The organism is Pseudomonas sp. ES4, assembly GCF_050586665.1.
GTDB classification, from domain to species: domain Bacteria; phylum Pseudomonadota; class Gammaproteobacteria; order Pseudomonadales; family Pseudomonadaceae; genus Aquipseudomonas; species Aquipseudomonas frederiksbergensis.
In genome coordinates, this window is sequence record NZ_JBOBDO010000011.1 from 1 (window position 1) to 18,570 (window position 18,570).

The following is an 18,570-nucleotide window of genomic DNA, read 5'->3' on the forward strand; positions in this document are numbered from 1 at the left end:
TACAGTTTATGAAGCGTCTGCTCAGTGCCTGCGCCCTGCTCTCTCTGCTGGCCGGTTGCGCCAGCACGGATATTGTTGATCCACACGGCTACGACAAGACCGGCGTAGCTTCGTATTACGGCGCCAAACACCATGGCAAACGCACCGCCAGCGGCGAGCGTTTCAACCAGCACGGCCTGACCGCCGCTCATCGCCAGTTGCCGTTCGGCACCCGGGTGAAGATTACCAACCTCAATAACGACAGATCCTGCGTGGTGCGCGTCAACGACCGCGGGCCATACTCACGTGGGCGCCTGATCGATGTTTCACGCGAAGCGGCCGAACAGTTGGGCATGTTGCGCAGTGGCACCGCGAAGGTTCGCGTGCAAGCCCTCGACGACTGATAGACGGAGCGCTGACCATTTTCGGACTTGCCGATATACCCCTGATCAGCGTGATTGAATTGCTCAGCGGCTTGCTGTTGCTGATCGCCGGCGCCGAGCTGATGGTGCGCGCCGCTGTGCGCCTCGCCGCACGTTTGCATGTACGACCGCTGATTATCGGCCTGACCATCGTCGCCCTCGGCAGCAGCGCGCCGCAAATGGCTGTCAGCCTGCAAGCGACCCTGGCGCAGAACGCTGACATCGCCGTCGGCAGCGTGATCGGCAGTAGCATCTTCAACATCCTCGTCACACTCGGGCTCTCGGCGCTGATCATCCCGCTACGGGTTTCACGGCAGCTGGTGCGCCTGGATATTCCGCTGATGATCGGCGCCAGTCTTTTGGTGTTCGTATTGGCGTGGAACGAAGAACTGACCCGCGCCGATGGCGTGATGCTGCTGGCGGCGATGGCGCTGTATCTAGGCCTGTTGTTGCGCCAGTCGCGGCATTCGACCCGTCCGCAATCGACCCGCCACGAAGTCCCGCAAGCACCATGGATCAGCAGTCTGCTGATGATCGTCGCGGGATTGGCGATGCTGGTCTATGCCGGGCACTTGCTGTTGGGCGCAGCGGTTTCGGTTGCGACTGATCTGGGGTTGTCGGAGCGGATCATCGGCCTGACCATCGTCGCCGTCAGCACCTCCCTGCCGGAACTGGCGACCTCGTTGATCGCCGCCTTGCGTGGTGAGCGCGACATCGCCGTGGGCAACGTGATCGGCAGCAACCTGTTCAATCTCTTGGGCGTGCTCGGGCTTACCGCGTTGATCGCGCCGTCGCCGCTGTCGGTATCGCCCAACGCCCTGGATTTCGACTTGCCGGTGATGCTTGGCGTCGCGGTGCTGTGCCTGCCGGTGTTCTATTCCGGTTATCGGGTGACTCGCGCCGAAGGTCTGCTGTTTTTGGGTTTGTACCTGGCCTATGGGCTGCACGTGGTGTCGTTCACCACCGGCATGCCGCTGGCCGGCAAGCTTGAACACCTGATGCTGTTTTTCGTCCTGCCGGCGCTGGGGGCGTTTTTGCTGTTCACCTCGCTGCGCGCCTGGCGTCGCCAACACCACAAGAGGGAATTGCCATGAGCACTGATAAAAAGCCTGGGATTGAAGTCCGACGCCAAGTGATGGGCGACGCCTTCGTCGACCGCGCCTTGGGCAACGCCACCGAGTTCACCCAGCCGCTGCAGGATTTCGTCAACGAGCACGCCTGGGGCGGGGTCTGGAACCGTGAAGGTCTGCCGTTGAAAACCCGCAGCCTGATCACCCTCGCCGCGCTGACCGCGCTGAAGTGCCCGCAGGAATTGAAAGGTCACGTGCGCGGCGCGCTGAACAATGGCTGCACGGTGGAAGAGATTCGCGAAGCGCTGCTGCATTGCGCGGTGTATGCCGGTGTGCCGGCGGCGATCGATGCGTTTCGCGCGGCGCAGGAAGTAATTGATAGCTACCAGAAGCCGGAGTAACAAGCAGACATTTGTGCTGGCAGGACTATCGCCATCGCGGGCAAGCCCGCTCCCACAGGGGATCTCCTTTGTTGCACAAATTGTGTGAACACCAAAGATCACTGTGGGAGCGGGCTTGCCCGCGATGAGGCCCTGAAGAACACCGCAAATCCCGGGGCTAAATCCACCCACCCCACTGCAACAAAAAGATCCCGACGTTGGTGGTGACCGCCGCCATCAACGTGGTGATCACGATGATCGCTGCCGCCAGTTCATGATTGCCATTGGCCTGACGGGCCATGACAAAACTGGCCGCGGCGGTCGGACTGCCGAAGTACAGGAACAGAATCCCCAACTCCGCACCACGAAAGCCCCAGAGCCACGCCCCCAGCGTCGCCAGAATCGGCAGGCCGATCATCTTCACCAGGCTTGAGCTCAGCGCCATGTTGCCGCTTTTGCGCAGAGCTGCCAGCGACAGCGTGCCGCCGATGCAGATCAACGCCAACGGCAAGGTGGTTTGCGCCAGGTACTGGCCGGACTTTTCCAGCCATCCCGGCAAACCGATTTCGAAATAGGCAAACGGCGCCGCGGCAAACACGCTGATGATCAGCGGGTTGACCATCACGCTTTTGCAGATGCTCCAGGGGTCAGACTTGATCACCGGGCTGTACACCGCCAGCACAATGGTCGAGAGCGTGTTGTAAAACAGGATCACCAACGCCGCGAGAATCGCCCCGAGGGAAATCCCGTAGTCGCCGTACATGCTCGCGGCCAACGCGAGCCCGATGACCCCGTTGTTACCGCGAAACGCGCCTTGGGTGTAGATGCCTCGGTCTTCGCGCGGGCACTTCCAGATCGCCCAGCCCCAGGCGATGGCGAAACACGCCAGAGTGGCGAGCGAGAAATAGATCAGCAGCGCCGGTTGCAGCGCGGCGTGCAGGTCGGCATGCAGGATGCCCAGAAACAGCAACGCCGGCATGGTGACGTTGAACACCAGGGCCGACGCAGTGTGGATGAAGTTGTCGTTGATCCAGTCGATGCGCTTGAGCAACACCCCCAGAAACAGCATGGCAAACACCGGCGCGGTGATGTTCAGGGTTTCGAGGAAGATAGCCAGCATGCCGGGGATAACCTTGGGTGAGCGTCGTTAGGGGGCTAATGATAAGCCACTTTCACCCGGATCGTTCCCACGCTCTGCGTGGGAACGCCTCTTGTGACGCTCTGCGTCACGCTTTTGGGACGCAGAGCGTCCCGGGCTGCATTCCCACGCAGAGCGTGGGAACGATCATTACGTGATCGGCGCAGGATTGAACAAGGTTATGTCGTTGTGCAGCTTATGGTGCTCCGCCCAGGTTTGTTTCTTGCCGCTGGCCACATCCAGGTAGTAGTGGAACAACTCCCAGCCCAGGTCCGCAATCGAGGCCCGCCCGGTGGCAATCCGCCCGGCATCGATGTCGATCAGATCTGGCCAACGCTGCGCCAGTTCCGTGCGGGTCGACACCTTCACCACCGGCGCCATCGCCAAACCATACGGCGTGCCACGCCCGGTGGTGAACACATGCAGGTTCATCCCCGCCGCCAATTGCAACGTCCCGCAGACAAAATCACTGGCCGGGGTCGCGCAGAAAATCAGCCCTTTGCGCTTGAACCGCTCGCCAGGGCCCAGCACCCCGTTGATCGCGCTGCTGCCGGATTTGACGATCGAGCCCAACGACTTCTCGACAATGTTCGACAACCCGCCCTTCTTGTTCCCCGGCGTGGTGTTGGCGCTGCGGTCCGCTTCGCCCTTGGCCAGGTAACGGTCGTACCAGTCCATCTCGCGCACCAGCTCCTTGGCGACTTCCTCGGTTTCGGCGCGGGACGTCAGCAAGTAAATCGCGTCGCGAACCTCGGTGACTTCGGAAAACATCACCGTCGCACCGGCCCGCAACAACAGGTCCGAGGCATAACCCAACGCCGGGTTGGCGGTGATCCCGGAAAACGCATCGCTGCCACCACACTGCATGCCGAGGATCAGCTCGGACGCCGGCACGGTTTCCCGGCGACGTTGATCGAGCTTCTTCAAACGGGTCTCGGCCAGCGCCATGATCTGCTCGATCATCTCGGTGAAACCGTGACTGGAATCCTGCAAGCGGTACAACCACGGATCACTCAAATCCACTGAGCTGTCGTTCTCGTGCATCACCTGCCCGGCCTGCAATTTCTCGCAGCCCAGGCTGATGACCAAGGCTTCGCCACCCAGGTTCGGGTTGCGCGCCAGGTTGCGCACGGTACGGATCGGGATGTACGCGTCAGTCGCGGTAATCGCCACGCCACAACCGTAACTGTGGGTCAGCGCGACCACGTCATCGACGTGCGGATACTTGGGCAGCAACTCGTCCTTGATGCGCTTGACCGCATGGTCCAGCACGCCGGTGACGCACTGAACCGTGGTGGTGATCCCGAGAATATTGCGCGTGCCGACCGTGCCGTCGGCGTTGCGGTAACCCTCGAACGTGAAGCCTTCCAGCGGTGCCTGCGCCGCCGGCACTTCGGTGGACAGCGGCAAGCTGTCCAGCGGTGGCGCGGTGGGCATGCGCAGTTGATCTTCCTTGACCCAGCTGCCGCGCGGAATCGGCTGCAAGGCGTAACCGATGGTTTGCCCGTAACGAATCACCTGGCCGTCCTCGGGAATATCTTCCAGGGTGACCTTGTGGCTCTGTGGCACGAAATCCACGGTGACCAGGCCGTCCGGAAATTCGGTGCCGGCCGGCACGCCTTGGTCATTGACCACGATCACGACGTTGTCCCGCTCGTGCAGGCGGATGTAGCGCGGCGAGTCGGAATGTTCAATCAACTGCATGACGCCGCTCCTCAGGAATGCGCTTCAGATAATTTGCTGTTGGTTTCAGGACCGCTGACGGGCGGTTCTTTCAACACCACACGTTTGATCGGACCAACGATCACCAGGTAACTGAACACCGCGACCAGGGCGTTGCAACCGACAAACACCAGCGCCCATTTGAACGAACCGGTGGAGCTGATGATGTAGCCGATGACGATCGGGGTGGTGATCGACGCGATGTTGCCGAAGGTGTTGAACAAGCCACCGCTGAGACCGGCGATCTGTTTTGGCGAGGTGTCGGAGACCACGGCCCAACCCAGCGCGCCCACACCTTTGCCGAAGAACGCCAGGGCCATGAAGCCGACGACCATCCATTCCACGTCAACGTAGTTACAGGCCACGATGCTGCTGGAGACCAGCAAGCCAGCAATGATCGGCGCCTTGCGGGCAAACGTCAGCGAGTGACCTTTGCGCAGCAGGTAATCGGAAATCACCCCGCCAAGCACACCACCGATGAAGCCGCAGATCGCCGGCAACGAGGCAATGAAACCGGCCTTGAGGATGGTCATGCCGCGTTCCTGCACCAGGTACACCGGGAACCAGGTCAGGAAGAAGTAGGTGATGCCGTTGATGCAGTACTGGCCCAGATAGACGCCGAGCATCATGCGGTTGGTCAGCAACTGGCGGATATAGTCCCACTTCGGACCGTCGCCTTTTTTGCCTTTGCCTTTGTCCTGGTCCATGTCAACCATGCCGCCGTTGTCGGCGATGTGCTTGAACTCGGCGTCGTTGATCATCGGGTGCTGACGCGGGCTGTAGATCACCTTCAGCCAGATCCCCGAGAAGATGATGCCGATCACGCCCATGACGATGAACACGTGCTGCCAGCCGAAGCTGTAGACGATCCAGCCCATCAACGGCGCAAACAACACGGTGGCGAAGTATTGCGCCGAGTTGAAAATCGCCGACGCCGTACCGCGTTCAGCGGTTGGAAACCAGGCCGCCACGATGCGTGCGTTACCGGGGAAGGATGGCGCTTCGGCCAGGCCCACCAGGAAGCGCAGCATGAACAGCGCAACCACCGCGGTGGACATGCCGAACTCACCGACATAACCCTGCAGCACAGTGAACAGCGACCAGGTGAAGATGCTGAGCGCGTAGATTTTTTTCGAGCCGAAACGGTCCAGCAGCCAGCCACCGGGAATTTGCCCGGCCACGTAGGCCCAACCGAATGCGGAGAAGATGTAACCGAGAGTGACCGCGTCGATGCCGAGGTCTTTTTGCAGGCTGGAGCCTGCGATGGCGATGGTAGCCCGGTCGGCATAGTTGATCGTGGTCACCAGAAACAGCATGAGCAGGATCAAATAGCGGACGTGAGTCGGCTTGGTCGATTGCATTGTAGATGTACTCCCACTGATTATTTTTATGCGCGGGTGAAACTGTTGATCCCTGTAGCAGCTGTCGAGTGAAACGAGGCTGCGATCTTTGCTTTTAAAGATCAAAAGCTTGCAGCCTCGTTTCACTCGACAGCTGCTACAGGGAGTTGCGGTGTTCGGTTGAGCCGGACACCGCGGTGTATCAGGAACCGATATAAGAGGTCTTCACCACGGTGTAGAACTCTTGCGCATAGCGACCTTGCTCACGTGATCCATAGGATGAACCTTTACGCCCACCGAATGGAACGTGGTAATCCACGCCCGCGGTCGGCAGGTTGACCATCACCATCCCGGCCTGGGAGTGGCGCTTGAAGTGGTTGGCGTACTTCAACGACGTGGTGGCGATGCCCGCCGACAGACCGAACTCGGTGTCGTTGGCCATGGCCAGCGCGGCCTCGTAATCCGCTACGCGAACCACGTTGGCCACCGGGCCGAAGATCTCTTCGCGGCTGATACGCATCGCCGCTGTGCTGTCGGCAAAAAGGGTTGGCGCAAGGTAGTAGCCTTCGGTGTCGCAGGTCACCAGACCACCGCCGCTGACCAGACGCGCACCCTCGGACTGGCCGATGTCGATGTACTTCATGTCTTGTTCAAGCTGCGCTTGCGAGACCACCGGACCGATGTCGGTGCCGGTTTTCAACGCGTGACCGACCTTGATCGACTTCATACACTCGGCCACAGCTTCAACGAACTTGTCGTGAATCCCGGCGGTGACGATGAAGCGGCTCGAAGCAGTGCAACGCTGGCCGGTGGAGTAGAACGCGCTCTGTACCGACAGCTCGACCGCTTGCTTGAGATCGGCGTCGTCGAGAATGATCTGCGGGTTCTTGCCGCCCATTTCCAACTGAACCTTGGCCTGGCGCGACACGCAGCTGACCGCAATCTGACGACCAACGCCCACGGAACCGGTGAAGCTGATGCCGTCGACTTTCGGGCTCTGCACCAGCGCATCGCCCACCACACGACCGCTGCCCATCACCAGGTTGAACACGCCGGCCGGGAAGCCTGCGCGGGAGATGATTTCGGCCAGCGCCCAGGCGCAACCCGGCACCAGATCCGCCGGTTTCAGCACGACGCAGTTGCCGTAGGCCAGGGCCGGGGCGATTTTCCACGCAGGGATCGCGATCGGGAAGTTCCATGGCGTGATCAGACCGACCACGCCCAGCGCTTCGCGAGTCACTTCAACGTTCACGCCCGGACGCACCGATGGCAGATAGTCGCCGGACAGGCGCAGGCATTCGCCGGCGAAGAACTTGAAGATGTTGCCGGCGCGAGTCACTTCGCCGATGGCTTCGGGCAGGGTTTTGCCCTCTTCCCGAGCCAGCAAGGTGCCGAGTTCTTCGCGGCGGGCGAGGATTTCGCTGCCGACTTTATCCAGGGAATCGTGACGTGCCTGAATTCCGGAAGTCGACCACGCCGGGAACGCGGCGCGAGCGGCGTCGATGGCAGCGTGAACCTGAGCCAGATCAGCCTTGGCGTATTCGCCGATGGTGTCGGTCAATTCGGACGGGTTGATGTTGTTGCAGTATTCGCTACCCGCAACCCATTCACCGTTGATGTAGTTATCAAAACGCTTTGAATCAGCCACAGAGAATCTCCTCACGCAAAAGGCCGCTGATCACTCAGCGGCCTTGTTTAATCGGATGTGTTACTGCGCACCTTGCTTGTCGATCAGCGCAGCCAGAGCTTCGTACTCGTCTGGCAGCAGATCGGTCAGCGGCGCACGCACAGGACCTGCGTCATAGCCGGCAATTTTTGCCCCGGCCTTGACGATGCTCACCGCGTAGCCGGCTTTGCGGTTACGGATGTCCAGGTACGGCAGGAAGAAGTCGTCGATGATCTTGCCGACGGTGGCGTGATCTTCGCGGGCGATGGCGTGGTAGAAATCCATCGCGGTTTTCGGGATGAAGTTGAACACCGCCGAGGAGTAAACCGGTACGCCCAATGCCTTGTAGGCGGCGGCGTAGACTTCGGCGGTCGGCAAACCGCCCAGGTAGCTGAAGCGATCACCGAGGCGGCGACGGATCGACACCATCAACTCGATATCGCCCAGGCCATCCTTGTAGCCGATCAGGTTCGGGCAGCGCTCGGCCAGACGTTCCAGCAACGGCGCGGTCAGGCGGCAGACGTTACGGTTGTAAACCACCACACCGATTTTCACCGACTTGCACACGGCTTCAACGTGGGCGGCAACGCCGTCCTGGCTGGCTTCGGTCAGGTAGTGCGGCAGCAGCAACAGGCCTTTGGCGCCCAGACGCTCGGCTTCCTGTGCGTATTCGATGGCTTGACGAGTCGAACCGCCAACGCCGGCCAGAATCGGCACGCTGGTTTCGCAGGTGTCGACGGCAGTCTTGATGATTTCCGAATACTCGCTGGCCGCCAGAGAGAAGAACTCACCGGTGCCGCCCGCGGCGAACAATGCCGAGGCGCCGTATGGGGCCAGCCATTCGAGACGTTTGATGTAGCCCGCGCGATGGAAGTCGCCCTGAGCATTGAAATCGGTAACCGGGAAAGACAGCAGACCGGAAGAGAGGATGGACTTCAGTTCTTGTGGATTCATTATTCGAACACCCTGGATAGCGACGTATGTGTGAGAAAACCGTTCAGCCTTCGCCGAAGTTGTAGGTCATCGTACAACTTAAATAATTACCGTCAACTGCATTTCATCGCCAACCACAAAATTTGAGTCGGAAAGGTATTTTCTTGACGTAGGAAATTTCTCACCTATGATCCAGATGACTGTATATGCATACAGTCATTTTTTGATCGTACCGACGACATATCAAGGAGATAGAAATGTCAGGTCTACACGCACAACAGAAAGAAAAACCGAAACAGGTCATTGCCGAACTGGATGATCTTTTTACCGAGCATGGCATCTCTCTCATCGGGGATAACCAGCACCTGGTCTTGCAGATTGCTGATCATCAAAACTCTGCGCCTGCCCTTCCCGCACCTCTGCCCACAGCCTCCGGCAATGCCCTGAAAGGCAGGCCACAGCTGAGGTTCGAGGGTGGCGAACACACCGCCATCGGCGACAGTACGCTGCTGCGTTTCATCAAGGACGCACCGGCGATTCCCGCTTCGCAGGTGGAGCTGCATCTACCCAATGGGCTGGCGCTGACCTATGGCCAGGTCATTGCGCTGGGGGGTGATTTCTATGGCATTCCCGATCAACCGATCAGCGAAGGCGCGACGGCCGCCGACCGAATCCAGCGATTTACCAACGCCTTTGAGTCGCTGGCAGTGCTGCCTGCTTCTAACGCCGAGGCCAAACTGATCCTCGGCGTGATGCAAAAGGAAATCGCCGCGATCAAGCAAGCGATCAAGGACGGAAAACAACCCCACGAGGCCTATGACGCCCTCGGTGATACGTTGTCGGAAGAGTGGAACAAGATCACCGGCGGCGGCAGTTTTGTCTCGGCGCTGTTCCCGTTGGGGCGTTATCTGAAACTGGCCGCCAACAATGCTGACCACTTTGCCGAATGGGCATTGGCGGCCTACATCGCCGGGCACACCGCAGCGGTGCAACAAGCGGTGCGGGCCCACGCCAGCGGCGATGAAAAGCAGCTGGAACTGGCCTATGCGATGAACGCTTTTGCCGATCACTACCTGACCGACCTGTTTTCCGCCGGCCACCTGCGCGTGCCGCGCAAACAATTGGCGGCGGTGGTCACACCGAGCGATCTGGGTTCGTTGATCACGCGATTCATGCACGACGAAGACAGCAAATTCGGCCTCAACGTGCGCAATGGCAACGGCGATCAATGGCACGCGTATGGGGACAAGCGCTACTTCGACGCGATCGACAGCGTCAATCGCGCCCAGGTGAATCAGGCGGTTCAGGTGTCTGCGGATGAAGTGTTCGCGGCGTATCTCAGTGGAATCGCTCCGTCGGCCGCCAATTTCGGCGCCTTGAAAAAGCTGCCTGATCTGCAAGCCGTCCTGAACCTGGCGTCCAACTTCTCGCCGCTGTTCAGGGTCGAGGGCAACAAGGTGCTGCGACGCAAGGACGTCAACAACCTGAACGACACCGCCACCGTGGATGACTGGTGGGGCTGGAGCACTTACTTGCTGCTCAAGGATTACCAACCCACTGGCAACGTTGCCTGATAAGGAGATCGATGATGACTATCAAATTGAAACTGGAACTGGCTTCGGGGCAATCGCTGAAGGGGGCGCCGTTGGAGTTGTTGGCAATGGGAGTGCCGATTGCTCGGGCGGTGGTGGATGAGCATGGCCATGTGGCGTTCGATGCCAAGGCTGGGGTTTCTGAGTGGGCCGTGAGGGTGGATCGCTCAATTCTCAGGACCGACTGATTCCCCGTACCTGATCGTTCCCACGCTCTGCGTGGGAACGATCTATAACTTCCTACCCGCGCTGAGCTTCTGCCTCTTCATGCGCATGGCGCAGCCGCTCGCGACTGTTCGTCAGGTGCAACCGCATCGCCGCCCGCGCCGCATCCGAATCCTGACGCGCAATCGCGTCGTAAATCTCTTCGTGCTCACGACTCAGGCGATTCATGTAGTGCTGCTGATCGTCATGGGCCAGGCGCGCCGAGTTCAGGCGTGTACGCGGAATGATGCTGGTGCCCAGGTGGGTCATGATGTCGGTGAAATAGCGGTTGCCCGTCGCCAGGGCGATTTGCAGGTGGAACTGGAAGTCGGACGCCACGGCATCGCTGGCATGGGAAACACTTTCATTCAAAGCGTCCAGCGCAGCACGCATCAAGGCCAACTGCTCGGGGCTGCGGCGTTGTGCGGCGAGGCCGGCGGATTCCACTTCAAGGCTGATGCGCAGTTCCAGAATCGCCAGTACATCCCGTAGCGTGACCACGGTCGCCGGGTCGATACGGAAACCGCTCGGGCTTGGGGTGTCGAGCACGAAAGTGCCGATGCCGTGGCGGGTTTCAACCTGGCCGGCCGCCTGCAAACGGGAAATCGCTTCGCGCACCACGGTGCGGCTGACGCCATGGGCATCCATGATCGCCGACTCGGTGGGCAACTTGTCGCCACGCTTGAGGTGACCGTCGCGGATCTGCTCGGACAGCACCGTCACCAGCTCCTGAGCGAGGCTGCGGCGCTTGCGAGGGAGGCGGGGTGCGTCGATCGGGTTTTCCATGGTGAACGTCTTTCTCGAAGTTGCGGCTGAAACCGCATCATAGCTCAACGCGGTTGTACGATCACCGTCGGCAAACACTATCCCTGTGGGAGTGGGCTTCTGTGGCGAGGGGGCTTGCCCCCGTTCCAGTGCGCAGCACTGGCAAAATCTTGTAAGCATGCGAGATTTGGGGCTGCTTCGCGACCCAACGGGGGCAAGCCCCCTCGCCACAAAGGCTCCATCCAAAAGGAAGGCGGTGGTTTATGCGGTCACGGTCTGGTCCACCAGATGGCCATTCTCGATACGCACATGACGTGGATGGAACCGCTTCAGGCTGCTGCGGTGCCCGACGCTGACGATGCTCAATCCCGGAATCTCATCGATCAAGGTCTGATACAGCGACGCTTCGTCCTCCTCGTCCATCGCCGAGGTCGCTTCGTCCATGTACAGCCATTGCGGCGCGTAAAGCAGCGCACGAGCGAAGGCCAGACGTTGCTGCTCACCCGGCGACAACATGCGCTGCCAGTGATTGGCTTCGTCCAGACGGGCAACGAGGTGCGGCAAACGGCAGGCCTCCAGCACATGAACGTAGCGTTCCTGCGGATACGTATCGCCAGCCTGTGGGTAACTCAACGCCTCGCGCAGCGTGCCAATCGGCAGATACGGTTTTTGCGGCAGGAACAGATAACGCCCCGTCGGCAGACGAATGCTGCCATGGCCAGCCGGCCACAGATGCCCCATCGCCCGCAGCAAGGTCGACTTGCCGCTGCCGGAACGGCCACTGAGCATGACCCGCTCGCCCTCCTCCACGGTCATCTCGGCGTTGGTCAGCAGGTGACGACCATCCGCCAGATCGAGGCCGAGGTTGTGCACCTTCAAAGCCGAACCCGAATTCTGCACATCAATCGTCGGTGCGCGATTTTCGTTGTCAGTCATGGCCTGGCGGAAACTCAGCAGACGATCACAGGTAGCCCGCCATTCGGCGAGGTCCTGGTACGCCGTAATGAACCAGCTGAAGTTGTCCTGGACGTTAGCGAACGCCGAGTTGATTTGCATCAGCTCACCCAGCTCGATCTTGCCAGCGAAGTAACGCGGCGAGGCGACCATGAACGGGAAGATGACGGCGATCTGCTCATAACCGGAAGTAAAGAAGGTCAGGCGCTTGGACACCTTCATGATGTCCCAGAAGTTGTGCCAGACCATTCCAAAACGGCTGCTCAAGCGACGATTTTCATTCCGCTCGCCGTTGTACAGCGCAATGCTTTCGGCATTCTCGCGAACCCGCACCATGGAGAAACGCAGGTCGGCTTCGAAGCGTTGCTGGTTATTGTTGAGGCCGATCAGGCGGCGGCCAATCAAATGCGCCAGCCAACTGGCGACGGCGGCGTAGACCAGCGCGCACCAGAACATGTAACCGGGAATCGTGAAACCAAATACTTCGATACTGCCGGACACGCCCCACAGAATGATCGAGAACGAGACGAGGCTGACGATGTTGCGGATCAAACCGAGGCCCAGGAGCAAGGTGTTGGTGGTGAATTTATTGAGGTCTTCGGAAATGCGCTGGTCCGGGTTATCGGTGTAACCACCCTGCTCCAGCTGGTAGTAATTCTTGTTGTCGAGCCAGCGGGTGAAGTGCTTCTCGGTGAGCCAGGCCCGCCAGCGGATGGTCAGCATCTGGGTCAGATAGAGCCGATACACCGCGCCAAGAACCGCAACCGCCGCAATGCCGCAGAAATACAGGATCAACTGCCAGAACGCGGCATCGTCCTTCCTCTGCAGGGCATTGTAAAAATCCTTGTACCAGCTGTTGACCCACACCGAGATCGCCACGCTGAACAACGACAGCGCGATCACCGCGATCAGCAACGTCCAGGCCTTGCCCTTCTCTTCGCTGCGCCAGTAAGGCGTAGTCATTGCCCAGACTTTGCGAAAAAACTGCCCGCGCACAGCATCATTGACCGCGGAATATTCAGCGTTCTGATTCATGGATAAGGCTCGATAAAGAAAAGAACACACACGAACCGATCATAGAGGATCGGTTCGGTTTGTCGCGAGGTGCGGCCCGCATTCGTTCAGCGCAGGTTCAGCGACGAACGGGACGCTTCTGCAGTTTGCGCTGCAGCGTGCGGCGGTGCATGCCCAGGGCCCGGGCAGTGGCGGAGATGTTGCCTTCGTGTTCGGTCAGCACGCGCTGGATGTGTTCCCACTGCAGGCGATCCACCGACATCGGGTTTTCCGGCACCAGCGTGTCGAGGTCGGCATGTTCGGAAAGCAGCGCGGCCAGCACGTCATCGGCGTCCGCCGGTTTGCACAGGTAATTGCAGGCGCCGCGCTTGATCGCCTCGACGGCGGTGGCGATGCTCGAGTAACCGGTGAGGATCACCACGCGCATTTCCGGGTCCAGCTCAAGCAGCTTGGGCAACAGCACCAGGCCAGAATCGCCGTCCATTTTCAGGTCCAGCGCGGCGTAGTCCGGCAGGTCGGCCTGAGCGATGGTCAGGCCTTCTTCGGCGGAACCGGCGGTGCTGACGCGAAAGCCGCGGCGGGCCATGGCACGGGCCATCACCCGGGTAAAAGTTGCGTCGTCGTCTACCAGCAGCAAATGCGGCAGTTCTTCGCCTTCGCCTTCGACTTGGATCTCGTCACTCATGTTCGTCTCCTCGGGCGACACGGGGCAGGCGCAGCTCGGTGAGCGTGCCGCCTTCCTCATGACTGTAGAGTTTCACTGAGCCGCCGGCGCGTGTCACGCTGGCCTTGCTCAAAAACAGGCCCAGGCCGAAACCTTTGCCCTTGGTGGTAAAAAACGGCTTGCCGATCTGCTCGGCGATAGCCAGCGGCACACCGGCACCGTGGTCGCGGATGCTGATGGTCAGGTCTTCGGCATTCCAGTCCAGCGTCACTTGCAGCCCTTCGGGGCAAGCGTCGGCGGCATTGTTGAGCAAATTCAGCAGCGCCTGGGTCAGGTCCGGCGGCGGCGCCATGCGCGGCACGGGGCCTTGGCCCTGGCGCTGGAAGCGATAACTGGCTTCCGGGCGCATCAGGTGCCAGCGGTTCAGGGCTTCGTCGAGCCAATCGGTGACGTCCTGCATCTCCACGGCCAATCGACGATTGGCTTCGGCGGCGCGCACCAATTGCTGCAAGGTTTCCTTGCAGAGTTTGACCTGATCCTGGAGCACGCTCAGGTCCTCCTGCAACATCGGGTCGTGATGGTCCTGGCGCATTTCCTTGAGCAATACACTCATGGTCGCCAACGGCGTGCCCAATTCATGGGCGGCACCCGCAGCCTGGGTCGCGACGGCCAGCAATTGCTGATCGCGCAGGCCTTCCTCGCGACGGATGGCGCGCAATTCTTCCTGACGACGCAGCTCTTCAGCCATGCGTGCGGCGAAGAAAGTGATGACCGCCGCGGCCAGGGCGAAACTCAGCCACATCCCGTAAACCTGCAGGTTTTCCCGAGCGATCGGGAAGGTTTGCAGCGGATAGAAGCGCGCCAGCAGCAGGGTGTACATCGTCAACGCGATGCCGGACAGAATCACCGAATAACGCCACGGCAACGTCACCGCGGCAATGGTCAGCGGCACCAGGTAATAAGAGACGAAGGGGTTGGTCGAGCCGCCGGAGAAGTACAGCAAGGCACTGTGGATAAACAGGTCGCAGGCCAGTTGCACGGCGTATTCGAGTTCGGTAACCGGCCATGAGGTGCGCAGGCGAATGGCCGTGAATGCACACAGCAGCATCGAACAGCCGAGGGTCGCAGCCAGTTGGAACCAGGGCAGCGGCAGCAAGTCGAGCCAGTAGGCCAGGCCCACGGAACCGGCCTGAGCGGCCAACACCAATGTGCGGATGAACGTCAGCCGCCAAAGGTTCTGGCGAGTTGCGGAAGTGATTTGAACGGGGGCGAGCATGAGCTCTCCTGATGAGCGCTCCAGGCGGATCGCACGGAGTATAACCAAGCACGGGGGCTGGCAGGCAAAAGTGCGGCAAACGGCCACATGGCAGAAAGAGTTGTGGCGTCTATAAGACCGCTATCGCGAGCAGGCTCGCCCACATTGAAATGCGTCCCCTTGTGGGAGCGAGCCTGCTCGCGATTGGCTGCGAAGCAGTCCCCTGCGATCGATCTGTATAGAAGTTGTAACTGTGCGAACCGGATCATAAAAGCTAGAGTCTGATGGTTTCACGCAGGCCCGGACATTACCCCTGCGCATCGCCCAAGGAGCTTTCATGCACACATTCCGCCGCAGCGCCGCCCTTCTTGCCCTTAGCGCTGGCACTCTCGCCAGCCTGCCGGCCCTCGCCGCCGACGAGCTGCACTACAACCAGATCGCCCTGCGCGCCGAAGTCAGCCAGGAAGTGGCCCGCGACCTGATGATCGTGACGCTCTACACCGAAGAACAAAACACCGACCCGGCCAAACTCGCCGCTGACGTCAGCACCACCATGAACAAAGCACTGGCCCAGGCCAAGCAGGTCAAAGACATCACCCTGCGCCAGGGCAGCCGCAACAGCTACCCGATCTACGATACCAAGGGCCAGAAAATCACCGGTTGGCGCGAACGCGCCGAACTGCGCCTGGAAAGCTCCGACTTCGCTGCGCTGTCGAAACTGACCGGCGAATTGCTCACCGACCTGAAAATGGGTGGCATGGACTTCGCCATCGCCACCCCAACCCGCAAAGCCAGCGAAGATGCGCTGCTTAAAGAAGCCGTGACAGCCTTCAAGGCCCGCGCTCAATTGGCGACCGACGCGTTGGGCGGCAGCGGTTACAAAATCGTCAACCTGAACCTGAACAGCAACGGTTATCCACAACCGTACATGCGTGGGCCGATGATGATGAAGGCGGCGAGCATGGATTCGGCACCAGTGACGCCTGAGGTTGAGGCGGGCACCAGCCAGGTCAGCATGACGGCGGATGGTTCGATTGAAGTGTTGATGCCTTGATCAGCTAAACCCCGCACACAAAAACGGCGATCACCGAAGTGATCGCCTTTTTTTATGCAGGACCAAAAAGCCAGGGCACCACCCACAGATGTCCACTGGCAAACAGTAACGGAACAATCTGCCCCCACAGACACAACACTCCTTTAAACAACAAACACTTGGCCACCAAACAAGAACTCAATCCCATTCGCGTCATTCGCACCCGTCGTAATGGGTATAAATAAGTAACACCGCGCTCCAATCGAGTGCGCAAGACAGCCACGGCGCCCCGCCCAGGTGCGCCATATGCACCGTAAAAAACCTGCGCAAACGGTCAAATGCGCGTGAATTTATACAAATGCGACATTAAGGTACGTTCGTGCCACTGTTTAAGGCCCGTGGCCGCTCTGGATCTTGCATTGGGTATGGCCCCTGCATAAGTATCCGCAGGCACGACTCACGAGGTCGTCCTCTAATTCCAAAAATGACAACAAATCATGAGGCCACCATGCTTAAACACGCGGTCATTCCGTTTTTAGTCGGCGCAAGCTTATTAGCCAGCGCACCTTTCGCCCAAGCGGCGACTAACCTGGTGTTTTGCTCCGAAGGGAGCCCGGCCGGTTTTGATCCTGGTCAGTACACCACCGGAACCGACTTCGACGCCTCTGCAGAAACCATGTTCAACCGTCTGACTCAGTTCGAGCGCGGCGGCACCGCCGTTATTCCTGGTCTGGCGACCAAATGGGACATCTCCGATGATGGCCTGACTTACACCTTCCACCTGCGTGAAGGCGTCAAGTTCCACACCACCCCGTATTTCAAGCCGACTCGTGAGTTCAACGCCGACGACGTGCTGTTCACCTTTAATCGCATGATTAACAAGGATGATCCGTTCCGTAAGGCGTACCCAACCGAATTCCCGTACTTCACCGACATGGGGATGGACACCAACATCGCCAAGATCGATAAAGTCGACGACAAAACTGTCAAGTTCACCCTGAAGGAAGTCGACGCCGCGTTCATCCAGAACATGGCCATGAGTTTCGCGTCCGTCCAGTCCGCCGAATATGCCGCCCAACTGCTGAAAGAAGGCAAAGCCGCGGACATCAACCAGAAACCGGTCGGCACGGGTCCGTTCGTGTTCAAGAGCTACCAGAAAGACTCCAACATCCGCTACACCGGGAACAAGGACTACTGGCTGCCTGACGACGTCAAGATTGACAACCTGATCTTCGCCATCACCACCGACCCGTCGGTACGCATCCAGAAGCTGAAAAAGAACGAGTGCCAGATCACTCTGTTCCCACGTCCGGCCGACCTGAAGGCTCTTCAGGAAGACAAGACTCTGAAAGTGCCTAACCAGGCTGGTTTCAACCTGGGTTACATCGCCTACAACGTGATGCCAGTGCTCAAGGGCCGCACCGACGCCAACCCGCTGGCCGAGCTGAAGGTTCGTCAGGCGCTGGACATGGCAGTGAACAAGCAGCAGATCATCGACTCGGTTTACCAGGGTGCAGGTCAACTGGCGGTCAACGCCATGCCACCGACCCAGTGGTCCTACGACACCACCATCAAGGACGCCAAGTACGATCCTGAGAAAGCCAAGGAGCTGCTCAAGGAAGCGGGCGTCAAGGAAGGTACCCAGATCACTCTGTGGGCCATGCCGGTTCAGCGTCCATACAACCCGAACGCTAAATTGATGGCTGAAATGCTGCAATCCGACTGGGCGAAGATCGGCCTCAAGGTCAACATCGTCAGCTACGAATGGGGCGAGTACATCAAGCGTTCCAAGGGCGGTGAGAACCAGGCGATGCTGATCGGCTGGAGCGGTGACAATGGTGATCCGGACAACTGGCTGAACGTGCTGTTCGGCTGCGATTCGCTGCAAGGCAACAACTTCTCCAAGTGGTGCGACAAGAAGTTCGACGGCATCGTGAAAGAAGCCAAGCGCACGACCGATCAGTCCAAGCGCACCGAACTGTACAAACAGGCGCAACACGTCCTCAAAGATGCTGTTCCAATGACACCTATCGCTCACTCGACGGTGTTCCAACCCATGCGCGACAACGTGCAGGACTTCAAGATCAGCCCGTTTGGCTTGAACTCCTTCTACGGCGTCAGCATCAGCAAATAAGGATTTGCAACGGCGACGTTTTTGACGTCGCCGTTGTTTTATCTGCCGAGAAAGTAGGAAACAACCTACATCCAATTCCGCTGAGTATTACAGCAGCGGAGTCGGACGCGTCGCCATTTCCTACGAGTCTTTAGGACTCTACGCATTTACTGCCAGACCCGCGGCTCATACCGTCGGGCTCTGACCAGTTCATGCGTGGCCTCTCGGTTATTGCTGGATGTCATGGCTTGAGATCAGTGATACCTCCACCTCCCTGGACGAGGCGGCGGACCATTGAAAACACTTAGCGAAAGAGAAAAGGGAGC

At 59.5% G+C, this 18,570-nt stretch carries 16 protein-coding genes; 7 read left to right on the top strand and 9 right to left on the bottom strand.

Annotated elements, in window-relative coordinates; genetic code table 11:
- Window positions 1-8: 8 nt before the first annotated feature.
- From ACQ4OB_RS14205 to ACQ4OB_RS14215, 3 genes are read left to right on the top strand one after another with little or no spacing between them, the layout of a single operon-like run.
- Window positions 9-383, top strand: coding sequence for a septal ring lytic transglycosylase RlpA family protein (locus tag ACQ4OB_RS14205; protein WP_038978953.1), 375 nt, complete (start codon window positions 9-11; stop codon window positions 381-383).
- Window positions 384-433: 50 nt separating this feature from the next.
- A complete protein-coding gene (locus tag ACQ4OB_RS14210) occupies window positions 434-1,495 on the top strand; it encodes a calcium/sodium antiporter (protein ID WP_074873767.1) in 1,062 nt (353 codons plus the stop codon).
- Window positions 1,492-1,872: a carboxymuconolactone decarboxylase family protein gene (locus ACQ4OB_RS14215; RefSeq protein WP_074873766.1), complete on the top strand. Its 381-nt coding sequence runs from the start codon at window positions 1,492-1,494 to the stop codon at window positions 1,870-1,872. Before ACQ4OB_RS14210 ends, ACQ4OB_RS14215 begins: the two co-directional genes overlap by 4 nt.
- Before the next feature lie 157 nt (window positions 1,873-2,029).
- Here ACQ4OB_RS14215 and ACQ4OB_RS14220 read toward each other — a convergent pair whose 3' ends face one another.
- The 5 genes from ACQ4OB_RS14220 to kdgD all read right to left on the bottom strand — a co-directional run bounded on the left by ACQ4OB_RS14220 (window position 2,030) and on the right by kdgD (window position 8,671).
- Window positions 2,030-2,971 carry an AEC family transporter gene (locus tag ACQ4OB_RS14220; RefSeq protein ID WP_074873763.1) on the bottom strand — a complete coding sequence of 314 codons (942 nt, stop codon included), beginning with the start codon at window positions 2,969-2,971 and terminating at the stop codon, window positions 2,030-2,032.
- A gap of 168 nt (window positions 2,972-3,139) precedes the next feature.
- Window positions 3,140-4,693: a galactarate dehydratase gene (garD, locus tag ACQ4OB_RS14225; RefSeq protein WP_430955901.1), complete on the bottom strand. Its 1,554-nt coding sequence runs from the start codon at window positions 4,691-4,693 to the stop codon at window positions 3,140-3,142.
- 11 nt (window positions 4,694-4,704) lie between these two features.
- Entirely contained in the window at window positions 4,705-6,072 is a 1,368-nt protein-coding gene (locus ACQ4OB_RS14230) for an MFS transporter (protein WP_008067299.1), read from the bottom strand.
- Between the two features lie 181 nt (window positions 6,073-6,253).
- Window positions 6,254-7,699 (bottom strand): aldehyde dehydrogenase family protein, encoded by a 1,446-nt coding sequence (locus tag ACQ4OB_RS14235; RefSeq protein WP_430955902.1) that lies wholly within the window; start codon window positions 7,697-7,699, stop codon window positions 6,254-6,256.
- A gap of 60 nt (window positions 7,700-7,759) precedes the next feature.
- On the bottom strand, window positions 7,760-8,671 hold the full coding sequence (gene kdgD / locus ACQ4OB_RS14240; RefSeq protein ID WP_074873756.1) for a 5-dehydro-4-deoxyglucarate dehydratase: 912 nt from the start codon (window positions 8,669-8,671) through the stop codon (window positions 7,760-7,762).
- 236 nt (window positions 8,672-8,907) lie between these two features.
- Between kdgD and ACQ4OB_RS14245 the strand changes: the two genes are divergently transcribed.
- Both ACQ4OB_RS14245 and ACQ4OB_RS14250 read left to right on the top strand, forming a co-directional pair.
- Window positions 8,908-10,224 (top strand): phospholipase, encoded by a 1,317-nt coding sequence (locus ACQ4OB_RS14245; protein ID WP_430955903.1) that lies wholly within the window; start codon window positions 8,908-8,910, stop codon window positions 10,222-10,224.
- A gap of 14 nt (window positions 10,225-10,238) precedes the next feature.
- Window positions 10,239-10,430, top strand: coding sequence for a hypothetical protein (locus ACQ4OB_RS14250; protein WP_074873753.1), 192 nt, complete (start codon window positions 10,239-10,241; stop codon window positions 10,428-10,430).
- 52 nt (window positions 10,431-10,482) lie between these two features.
- Here ACQ4OB_RS14250 and ACQ4OB_RS14255 read toward each other — a convergent pair whose 3' ends face one another.
- The 4 genes from ACQ4OB_RS14255 to ACQ4OB_RS14270 all read right to left on the bottom strand — a co-directional run bounded on the left by ACQ4OB_RS14255 (window position 10,483) and on the right by ACQ4OB_RS14270 (window position 15,119).
- A complete protein-coding gene (locus ACQ4OB_RS14255; RefSeq protein WP_046045828.1) occupies window positions 10,483-11,232 on the bottom strand; it encodes a FadR/GntR family transcriptional regulator in 750 nt (249 codons plus the stop codon).
- Between the two features lie 240 nt (window positions 11,233-11,472).
- Window positions 11,473-13,200, bottom strand: a complete 1,728-nt coding sequence (locus ACQ4OB_RS14260) for an ABC transporter ATP-binding protein/permease (protein WP_430955904.1) — start codon at window positions 13,198-13,200, stop codon at window positions 11,473-11,475.
- Window positions 13,201-13,297: 97 nt separating this feature from the next.
- Window positions 13,298-13,864 (bottom strand): response regulator transcription factor, encoded by a 567-nt coding sequence (locus tag ACQ4OB_RS14265; protein WP_008148925.1) that lies wholly within the window; start codon window positions 13,862-13,864, stop codon window positions 13,298-13,300.
- A complete protein-coding gene (locus ACQ4OB_RS14270) occupies window positions 13,857-15,119 on the bottom strand; it encodes an ATP-binding protein (RefSeq protein WP_430955905.1) in 1,263 nt (420 codons plus the stop codon). Before ACQ4OB_RS14270 ends, ACQ4OB_RS14265 begins: the two co-directional genes overlap by 8 nt.
- Window positions 15,120-15,435: 316 nt before the next feature.
- Between ACQ4OB_RS14270 and ACQ4OB_RS14275 the strand changes: the two genes are divergently transcribed.
- On the top strand, window positions 15,436-16,152 hold the full coding sequence (locus tag ACQ4OB_RS14275) for an SIMPL domain-containing protein (RefSeq protein WP_074873748.1): 717 nt from the start codon (window positions 15,436-15,438) through the stop codon (window positions 16,150-16,152).
- Window positions 16,153-16,639: 487 nt separating this feature from the next.
- On the top strand, window positions 16,640-18,265 hold the full coding sequence (locus ACQ4OB_RS14280; protein WP_074873746.1) for an ABC transporter substrate-binding protein: 1,626 nt from the start codon (window positions 16,640-16,642) through the stop codon (window positions 18,263-18,265).
- Window positions 18,266-18,570 lie beyond the last annotated feature (305 nt).